This window comes from Adonisia turfae CCMR0081 (assembly GCF_011009555.1).
Taxonomy (GTDB): Bacteria; Cyanobacteriota; Cyanobacteriia; order Phormidesmidales; family Phormidesmidaceae; genus Leptothoe; species Leptothoe turfae.
The window spans coordinates 4035748-4044954 of sequence record NZ_QXHD01000004.1 but is presented as its reverse complement, the minus strand read 5'-3'; the positions used below and the strand labels follow the sequence as shown (position 1 = coordinate 4044954).

Annotated in this window: 3 protein-coding genes; all 3 read right to left on the bottom strand. The window is 48.0% G+C overall.

What is annotated here, in order from left to right; translation table 11 throughout:
- Positions 1 to 1609, bottom strand: a 1609-nt coding sequence (locus tag DXZ20_RS21460) for a DUF3747 domain-containing protein (protein WP_163703577.1), incomplete at its 3' end; no start/stop codon positions are given.
- 401 nt (positions 1610 to 2010) lie between these two features.
- Positions 2011 to 5445, bottom strand: a complete 3435-nt coding sequence (locus DXZ20_RS21455) for an EAL domain-containing protein (protein ID WP_163700563.1) — start codon at positions 5443 to 5445, stop codon at positions 2011 to 2013.
- Between the two features lie 483 nt (positions 5446 to 5928).
- The coding region (locus DXZ20_RS21450) for a DEAD/DEAH box helicase (RefSeq protein WP_163703576.1) at positions 5929 to 9207 on the bottom strand (3279 nt) is incomplete at its 5' end.

The window sequence follows — 9207 nt, the reverse complement described above, 5'->3', positions numbered from 1 at the left end:
ACACATAGAAGCGGGCCTGGCGGACACCGCGATCGCGAAGATCGGTACTGCGTAGAACACTGCTGTGGATTGCCCGCGCCAGGTTACGACCTGACGAATAATAGTAAGTCTCTAGACCATTCACCTCGGGACGACTGAGACTAATGGCGTTGGCGTGAATGCTGACAAATATCGTTGCATTGGCCCGCTCAGCAATATCCACCCGTGGCTGCAGGTCGAGTTCTACATCTTGGGTACGGGTTAACGCAGCACGATAGCCTCGCTGTTCTAAGGTACGTTGAAGACGACGCGCAATAAAGGTATTAATTTCTTTTTCTAATAGACCATTTCGACCGACGGCACCAGGATCACGACCACCATGACCGGGATCGATCATGATCAGTACTTCTCCGCGCCCTGCAGATGGCGTGGCGGGTCCTGGAGAGGGTCGGCTAGGAGGAGTTGCCACAGTTCCCGTTGTTTGCACAATGCGAGCATCCAACCCTGAATCTTGCAGACGCTGCAGTAGCTGATTTGCCCGGCGTTGTTCACGAAAACGACCGGCCTGAATCACCGTCTGACCATTTACCGTAGTGCGAAACGCACCAGGCTCAATGGAGTTTACGCGCGTTCGCAAAACTGTAGAGCCCCCCGGCACAATTACCTGGTAAACCACATTGCCAGCAGGGGTGGTGGGCGCAGGCGTGCTGGGACCATCTGAGCGACCGGCTTCTACAATTTGTGCTGACAGACCGGCTTGCACCAACCGTTGACGTAACTCATTAGCCCGCGCCCGCTCACGAAAACGGCCAGCCTGAATCACCGCTCGGCCATCCACCGTAGTGCGAAACGCACCAGGCTCAACGGAATTTACACGCGATCGCAAAATCGCAGAACCGCCTGGCACAATCACCTGGTAATCAACATTAGACCCATTGCCGGGGGCAGGCGTACCGGGTCGGGGTAATGGTCGATTAACGGGGGGCGTCGGCAGCGGTCTAGGCGCAGGCGTGGAGGGCCGAGGAGCAGGGGGCTCAGCCCCTACCGCTGCAATCACAGCATCTAAGGATTGATTATTGGTGATGTAAGTGTGACCGAGAAGCTGGCCGTTATAGACCCGTCGGGTCATCGTCCACCCTGGATCTAACTCAATTTTGACAAAATCATTCGCACTCCCATTAGAGCGCCCCAACTCTAGCCGTGGCAACCCTCGTTGTAACGGACTCGGGGAGGCGACCAGCACCAAACTATCCCCTTGCTTCTCCACTTGCAGACGATAGCGAGACCCTAAATCTTCTCCGCCAATACGTACAGAATATCCATTGCTGTCAGAACTACGTCCACAAATCCCTGAGAAATCAAAGTTTAGCAACAGGGGATTAATTGTCGTCGGATTGCTGCCTTCCTCTTGCCAACAACGTCTGACAGAGCTCAATTGCTCAATAATCAACAATTTATAAAACCGACCATTGCTTATGGGTTCGGCGACAGCGACGACACGCTCGTCTGAAATAGGCTGCTGACCAAATTGAGCTGCCAATGCGTTAGAGGGCAAAGTGAGCACTGCACTACAAGCAGTAGTAGCAGCAACAGCTGACAGTGTGGTGAGTTGGCGAAGAAGTGATTTCATATCCCTAAGGGGTCGCGGGTAGGAGATAGCGTGTCTAAAAGTGCGGCTACAGGAAACACAAGGTTAGCGTCTAACAGGTGTCTATGTAGTTTTCCGGGAAAGTTTGCCCATTCGGTAAGAAACTATATCAGTTCATCAGCTGTCCGCAATGAGATTTGATTGTAAGTGATTAAAAACCCCACATGGGCATGTCTTTGTAAACACTGAGATGTGGAGCTTTCAGGGTTGGCACAGCTAAACACTACCGATTAAATATAGCTGGGCGCAGCCTTTCCTTTGGGGATATGCAGTCAGCAGTTGACTATAACCGCCTGGGTATCAAATTGACTGGCGGGAAATCAGATTTGTAGATGGGTGGATGAGTGATGGGGTAATGGAGTAATTATTTAAGCACAAGCGCCTTAGCACCAAAAAGATGGGTAGCTAATGCCATAGCCTTGGACATAATCAACACCAATTGTTTGCATTTTAGTTAGAATGGCCTCGTTTTCCACCGATTCGGCAATGGTCTGTAAACCCATAACATGGCCGATGCGATGAATAGATTCGATGATGGCCTCCGTTGTAGAGTCAGTAATAACACCTTGAATAAAGTCACCATCGATTTTGAGAAAATCAACTGGTAGTGCTTTGAGATAAGCAAAGGAAGACATGCCGCTACCAAAATCATCTAAGGCAAAGCGGCATCCTAAACGATTTAACGCTCGAATAAATGAAATTGCACACTCAAAGTCAGCAATCGCTGCTGTTTCTGTAATCTCAAAACAAATACATTCAGGCGGAACATTAAATCTCTCAAACTGAGCACTCACATACTCAAGAAAGTGCTCATCATTCAGGCTCATACCGGATAAATTAATACTGTAGAGGACGTTTTCAATACCGTCTTGCAGTACCTGTTCTAGATTGGCTAAACAGTTTCGTATAATCCAACGGTCTAACATTGGCATTAAGCCATAGCGTTCAGCAGCTGGAATAAACTCCCCTGGAGAGATATTTTCCCCAGAGTCTCTGATCATCCGCACCAGGACTTCATAAAAAGCAATCGGTGTCCCCTGAGGGTTTATCGTTTGGGCAATTTGTTGACGATAGAGACAGAAACGATCATTTTCAAGGGCCTGACGAATAACAACACTCCAGTGTCTTTCTTGGCGTTGTTGATTAAGTTCAGCATTATCTTTTTGATAAATCTGAATACGATTACGACCCCGATATTTAGCTGCATAGCAGGCCGCATCGGCAGCACTCATAACAGCTATGGCATCAGTACTATTGGAGTCTATAACAACTAAACCAATACTGACACCCACACGAAAAATCTTCTCTTGCCAGATAAATGGATAGTCGGCTATTGCCTGACGTAAATCTTCTGCAATGTTGACGGCTCGATCAAGGGGACACTGAGCCAATAGAATGCCAAACTCATCACCGCCTAGACGGGCTATGATATCGACAGCTCGGATGTGTCGCTTGAGCAATCGAGCTAATTGGCGCAACAACTCATCTCCAGCTAAATGACCGCTGGTATCGTTGACCACCTTAAACTGATCTAGATCTAAATAACAGAGCACATGGGACTGATTTTGTTGCACAGCTGTTGTCACGATGTCTTCGAGTTCGGCCTCAAAGTAGCGACGGTTAAACAATTCTGTTAATGTGTCGTGGGTTGCCTGCCAACTGAGCTGGCGTGCCATGGAACGAGACTGGGTCACATCATGAAAAACCATGACAACCCCAATTAATTGACCGCTTTTGTTGCGAATTGGTGCGGCTGAGTCTTCAATGCTAAATTCCTGGCCATCCCGTCGGATCAAAATAGTGTGATTCGCTAACCCAGTGATAAGACCAACTAAGAGCACCTGTTCTACGGGATTAATGGCAGGTTCTCGAGTCGTTTCATTGATGATTTGAAAGACTTGGGTTAAAGGGCGTCCACGGGCGGTTTGGGTAGTCCATCCTGTCATCGTCTCAGCTATTGGATTGAGATGACGCACATTACCAGCAGCATCGGTAGTAATTACGGCATCACCAATAGAGTCCAAAGTCACTTGAGCCATTTCTTTTTCGGCCTCTAGTGCTGCTTCTAATTGTTTATGCTCAGTAATATCAGTAATAGTACCAACGTAGCCCATGTAATCACCGTCATTGTCGTACTGAGGAACAGCCTGACCAAAGACCCAAGTTACACTGCCAGCAGGGGTTTGCAAGCGATACTCAGCCTGAAAAGTTTGACTCGTTTGGGTAGCGTGATGCCATTGTTGCGATACTCGCATACGATCATCGCAATGAATTGCCTCAGCCCATCCTGTGCCTAATGCGTCTTCTAACGAGAGGCCAGCAATCTTACACCAGCGTTCATTTACATAGACGCAATCGCCCCATCGATCAGCACGAAAGATCCCGACAGGAGCGGCAGCCGTCAGACTAGCATAGTGATTCTGACTTTCCTCTAATTCAATTTCTATACGTTTGCGATCGCTAATATCTCGTCCTTCTGGAATAATTAAAATCACCTCACCTGCGTCATTTTTGACCGGACTCAGTGAAAAATCAATTGTAATAACTTGATTATTCCCCCCGATGACATCCACCTCATATCGAATGAATTCACCTTGAGCAGATCGCTCAATATTCTTACGCAGTTGGGCCTGAATAGCAGCCGATAACCTCCACCAAGGTGTCTGCCAAAACGGTAAATTGATGACATCTTCTTGACTTAGCCCAACAAAATCCAGTGCGGCCTGATTGGCTTCGATCAGAGTTCCATCAGGTTCTAGCAAACCAATAAACTGAAATGTGTGGTCAAAAATTGCCCGAAATCGAGATTCACTAACTTTTACTTGCTGCTCTAATTGAGATGCTTTGGCCTGTAATAGATCTAAACGCTGATCTTGCAATCGATTGAGCTCTTCCCTCAGAACTTGAATAGTACAATACATCTCTGATGGATCGAGCATTGACAGGATGCTGGTTTGGGTGACAAGCCCACTCAAGGCACCCTGATCAGCAACGACTAATCGACGTACACCCATGGTTTGCATCTGTTTCTGAACAGTCCAAAGACTATCCTCAGGAGCAACACATTGCAAAGGTTTGCTCATTACAGCCTCGACCACCAGAGCAGATAAATCTATGTTTTGAGCCTGTAGCTTAACAATGTCACGCTCGGTCACAATGCCAATTGGCACTTGAGCACCTTTCCCATCATTGACGTCAACAATGACAACACAGCTAACCTGATGGGTAGCCATAAGTCTAATCACACCTAGTAGTCGCTCGTCGGCAAGAGCCGTTACCACATGGGTAGACATCGCTTCATGAACCCGCCTTAAACGCAATAGATCAGCGGCCTTTAATGCTTGACGTAAGTTGGTATGCGTAACAACTCCCACAAGATGATGCTGGTCATCTAACACAGGTAAATGGCGAATATTATGTCGCCTCAAAAGAGCAACTACATTAAATGGTCGCTCCAATTCTCCAGGCGAAATTGTAATCAGCCCACGACTCATCACTTCAGCAATGGTGAAAGCACTCAAATCTATATCCTGGGCAATGATTTTAACAACATCACGCTCAGTGAAAATACCGAGTAGCTGCTCGCCAGACATGACAAGGCAGTAACTGGATGGGCGAGGCCTATCGCTAACAGCATCTTGACTCTGGCTCTCGGCCTCATCAGCCTGACCATCTTCCCCTTGGGACATCCATGATAAAACCTGACTTAAGGGAACCTGGGGCTCCACAATTAGAGGAGTTTGATCAAATTCGATCCGATTACTAAATCCCTCAGTTGATGGGATGGCAAGCTCACTATTATCAGGATCTATACTCATCAGCTATCTCAATCAGATATGCAAGCAAAAATATCCAAATCAATAAGTGAGCGTACAGTGGATGTTCTAAATCACATACCAGCAAAGGAGACTCTTATTGTTGGAATCGATTCACTCACTGTAAAGTCACGCTAATTTTGAAGTCACAGCTAAAGCATGATTGATTTCGCTGACACAAAGCCTCAACCTACACCACCCGACCTAGGGTTAAAATCGCGATGCAATTTTCTTCTGCATTAAAGGCCCTAAAAGTTCGCATACCTTACTCAAGATACATCATTTTAAGGAGGATATAGGAGGAGCCTGACTAATCAACAGTAACCTCTTGAGGGTAGGGAACTGTCGCTAAATGAAATACCCGTTTTACCTGGATATTAAGTGTTGGGTGCTTTAGCTTATAGACCGATACCTAGAACCTCATATTTTGTTAAGTGGATATTAGCGAGCTCTGCCTTAGCCTCAGGGCTCCATAAACGGGCTATCTTATGCTTCTTCGCTCATGAGTTGCAATAACGCATCAGTAGAGAGCTTACCACTCATGTCAGCGCCTTCTAAAAGGCTGTCAGCTAGATCTCGTTTTTTATTGTGTAGTTCAACAATTTTTTCCTCAATAGTGCCTTCAGTGACCAGACGATAAATGGTCACTGGGCGAGTTTGGCCAATACGGTGGGCTCGGTCCGAAGCTTGATCTTCCACGGCTGGGTTCCACCATGGATCCATATGGATCACATAGTCAGCCGCTGTCAGGTTAAGGCCAGTGCCACCCGCTTTTAGGCTGATTAAGAACACATTACCCTTACCGGATTGAAACGCATCGACTCGCTGTTTACGCTGTTTGACTGGCGTGCTGCCATCCAGATACTGATAGGTAATATTTCGTTTATCTAGATACTCTCGTAAAATTGTTAGGTGATCGACAAACTGGCTAAACACCAAGGCTTTGTGACGGTTACTGAGCAATTCTTCTAACACTTCGCCAAACAGCTGTAGCTTGGCGCTGGTGGGAGGCATCTCTGGCATCACTAGCTTGGGATTGCAGCATATACGTCGTAATCGAGTAATCTCAGCCAGGACCTGTAGGTGTTTAGCTCCAGCTTTTGCATCAGTTGTCGTAAGCTTTGCGATCGCATCCCGCCTCAGCGCCTCATACAGTGCTTTCTCCTCACCGCTCAGTTTTACATGAAGAGTAATCTCAGTACGAGAGGGCAGTTCATCCAACACCTGCGCCTTAGTACGCCGCAGCATAAAAGGTTGAATTAGTTTCTTAAGCCATAAACGCGCCTGCTTGTCTTGATGACGTTCAATGGGAATCGCAAATCGTTCATTGAATTTCTCTGACGAGCCTAACAAGCCGGGGTTGATAAATCGAAACAGATTCCACAGTTCTCCCAGGTGGTTTTCAATGGGGGTACCAGTGGTCACCACCTTAAACCCAGCTTTGAGCTTCATCGCCGCCTGGGAACGCTTCGTAGCACTGTTTTTAATGGCCTGAGCCTCATCTAGCACAATGGTTTGCCATTCAATTTCCGCCAGCAGTGCCGCCACCTCCGGTTGCTGTAGCAGACCGTAGCTGCACACCAGTAAATCAAACCCACTCAGCTGATCAACCACAGCTTGACGATCACCACTACCCAACTGGAATACATTGAGTGTGGGCGCAAACCGCTGCGCTTCACTAATCCAGTTAGCCCCCACACTGGTGGGAGCAACAACGAGTGTGGGTCCCCCAGGAGCCCGCATCAAAATCACCGCCAGTGCTTGGAGAGTTTTACCCAAGCCCATATCATCAGCCAGGCAAGCACCCACCCGCCAGTGGGCAAGCTGGGCCAACCATTGAAACCCCTCCTGCTGATAGTCTCTTAGCTCAGCCTGCAGTGTGGAGGGAACTTCTGGAGCGATAGTTTTAGATTCTTTTAGTCTTTTAATGTGGGATTTCCAGGTTTTATCCGCCTTTAACTGTCCCACTTCATCGAGAGTTTCTTCTAAAGCCAGGGCCGCTAATGGGTGAAAGCGAGCCCCTTTACCGTGACGTTCTGAATAGGCTCGAAATTCATCCAGCCGTTTACGAAAGGCTTGAGTCAAGGCCAAAAACTGACCATCCCCGATGGGTATAAATCGACTAGAGGTTTGATCTAATAAGGATAGTAAAGCCTGCATATCCATGACACTGCCATCATCTAGCTCTAGCTCGCCACTGACTGAGAACCAATCCTGTTCCTGCTTAATGTGCAACCGCCAGCCATCGATACCGGCTTTATTGCGAATCTTTAGTTTCTCTCCTTCAGGCCACTCCAAAACAATATCTTCTTCCACGGCCTCAAGCTGCAACAACAGCTCCAGGCAGGTTTCGGGCTCGTCTAAAATCCATTCTCCTTCAGCTTCTTCCCCCAGTTGTAGCGCTGGACAAGCCTGCTGAATATCCTGGGCCAGGCGTTTTTCCATGGCTAAATCGCGAGTTGCCTGGGAGCGTTTGCCATCAATTTCGGCAATCACTGTCTTGCGACCAGTTCCCGGCGGATAGTAAGCCCCAGAATTGGGGAAAGGTCGCGTCAACATTGATAACTTCAGACCATCACCGGCTGGCATCAGGTGCACATGGGGTTTGGCGTCTGCCTCAATTGCTTCCACATCATCCATATCACCGTCGATGTCGGAGTGCACCGTTACCAAGCTCGACACCGATTGAATGGCAGCCAGCACCTGCTCATGCCCAGCAGCAGGCACCGTCAATTGATTACGCTTACCCAAAATCTCGGCAATCTGCTGGTGTTCGGAGGTAACCTCCAAAACCTTGACCCGAGTGGGGGTTTCCTTCAACAAGGTAATGCCATCTCCTGGACTAATGGCAGGCTCCATCTTAAGTATGAGGGTGCCATCACCAGCCTGTTCAATCACCAACTCTGGTGTTGCGGCAACAATCTCCACACGCACCGTTGGAGAATCTTCCCAAAATACGAGGGGGTGACCCACTAAAGCCTTGATGGCGTCTCGATTGAGGGCGTATTGAGAACCAGAATAGTAGTCATATTTGATATGGTTGCAAGCCTTGAGATCCTGAGCTGTTAGGTAATCAAATTCTGAGGCATTCTTGGCCAGGCGACTGAGGGCAACAACGCGGCCCTTAGTCCACGTTCCCTTGGCGCTGAGTTTTTGTTCTCGAGGCTGTAGCAACCAGTGCTTAGTATACAGGGTCAAAAACCAGGCCAAACGCCGTTCTGTTTTGGCATCATTACTACTGACACCGGCCACTTTGGTCAATGCCTTTAAGCTGATTTCCCAGGTGCTTTGGGGTTCTAGGGTATCAACAATTGAAACACCCACTCGCTGGTCAGCCCATGCTCGATAGTCACTATCCGGAATTAAACGACTGAGAATCTCAGCCGCTTCGGTGGCAAACCAATAGAATCCTGCATCGTTTGCCTCTTCGGCAAATATCCCGAGGGGACGGGGCGATTCTGCCCTAGCTTCATCCAAATCTAGCCAGTAAAGGCAGAGCTTGCTAAAAAATCGGCCAAAGCTATCTTCTGCATCATCCCCATAACATTCGATGAGCTCGAATAGTCTCTGACGAGCAGCGAGATTGCCTTGTTGGAGCACTGTCATCTCATGCAGCAAGCCGTAAGCATTACTCAAATAGCCAGAGTTTTGCATCAGTGGGGTGCTAATGGCAATCGCTTGTTTTAGATGCTTGGCATCCCCGGACTTCAGCAAAGCCAACATATAAAACAAGCCAGCGATACCACCAATCACTGCTTTTTTGTT

Coding starts and splice junctions, on each gene's coding strand:
- DXZ20_RS21455 (WP_163700563.1), bottom strand. CDS start 5,445: ATGAGTATAGATCCTGATAATAGTGAGCTTGCCATCCCATCAACTGAG.